1 protein-coding gene is annotated in these 1,473 nt (G+C 66.3%); it reads right to left on the reverse strand.

Translation table 11 applies throughout. The annotated features are described in order from the left end of the window. On the reverse strand, positions 1-1,473 hold a 1,473-nt coding region (locus tag H0X95_RS35625), incomplete at both ends, for an electron transfer flavoprotein-ubiquinone oxidoreductase (RefSeq protein WP_196446433.1).

Below are 1,473 nucleotides of genomic sequence, written 5' to 3' on the forward strand. Positions count from 1 at the left end.
GCCTCCGGCCCCGCGTAGGTACGCAGGTTCACGTTCACCGGCACGCTCGCATCCTTCAGCGTCAGGTGCGCCGGCTGGTTCTCCTCGTGGTTCGTGTTCGAGATGAACACCGACGACAGCCGGTCGAACGTCAGCTTGCCGTCCGGCTTCGGATACGCGATCGGCTCGCACTGCGACGCCGGCTTCAGCATCTCGTGGTCCGCATGCTGGTGATGCAGCGTCCACGGCACGTTGCCGCCCATCACCTTCTGCTCGAGCCCGACCATCAGCGTGCCCAGGTACAGGCCCTTGGCCATCCACTGCTTGAAGTTGCGCGCGCGGTACAGCTCCGTGTACAGCCACGATTGCTTGAACGCATCCGGGTACGCGGTGAGCTCGTCCGACTGACGGCCGGCCTGCACCGCGTCGAATGCGGCGTCGGCCGCCAGCATGCCGGTCTTGATCGCCGCGTGGCTGCCCTTGATCCGCGACGCGTTCAGGAAACCCGCGTCGTCGCCGATCAACGCGCCGCCCGGGAACACCGTCTTCGGCAGCGACAGCAGGCCGCCGGCCGTGATCGCGCGCGCGCCGTACGACACGCGCTTGCCGCCTTCGAGGAATGCGCGGATCGACGGGTGCGTCTTGTAGCGCTGGAATTCCTCGAACGGCGACAGGTACGGGTTCGTGTAGCCCAGGCCCACCACGAAGCCGACCACGACCTGGTTGTTGTCCATGTGATACAGGAACGAGCCGCCGTACGTATCGGACTTCAGCGGCCAGCCGGCCGTGTGGATCACGAGGCCCGGCTTGTGCTTCGCGGGATCGATTTCCCACAGTTCCTTGATGCCGATCCCGTACGCCTGCGGATCGGCGTTCGCGTCGAGCTTGAACTTCGAGATCAGTTGACGGCCGAGATGGCCGCGGCAGCCTTCGGCGAACAGCGTGTACTTCGCGTGCAGCTCCATGCCGAGCTGGAAGTTCTCGGTCGGCTCGCCGTCCTTGCCCACGCCCATGTTGCCGGTCGCGACGCCTTTGACCGAGCCGTCGTCGTTGTAGAGAATCTCCGCGGCGGGGAAGCCGGGGAAGATCTCGACGCCCAAGGCTTCCGCCTGTGGCCCAAGCCAGCGCGTGACGTTGCCCAGCGAAATCACGTAGTTGCCGTGATTCTTGAAGTTGTCGGGCAGCGCCCAGTTCGGCGTCGTGACCGCGCTCTTCTCGGACAGGAACAGGAAGCGGTCTTCCGTCACCTCGACGTCGAGCGGCGCGCCGCGCTCCTTCCAGTCGGGAAACAGCTCGGTGATCGCGCGCGGGTCCATCACCGCGCCCGACAGGATGTGCGCGCCGATCTCGGAACCCTTCTCGAGCACGCACACGCCGATCTCGGCGCCTTTCTCGGCGGCCAGCTGCTTGAGCCGGATCGCCGCCGACAGCCCGGCGGGGCCGCCGCCGACGATCACGACGTCGTATTCCATCGATTCGCGCGGGCCGTATTGC

Source organism: Burkholderia sp. 9779_493, from assembly GCF_015712215.1.
Lineage (GTDB): Bacteria > Pseudomonadota > Gammaproteobacteria > Burkholderiales > Burkholderiaceae > Burkholderia > Burkholderia cenocepacia.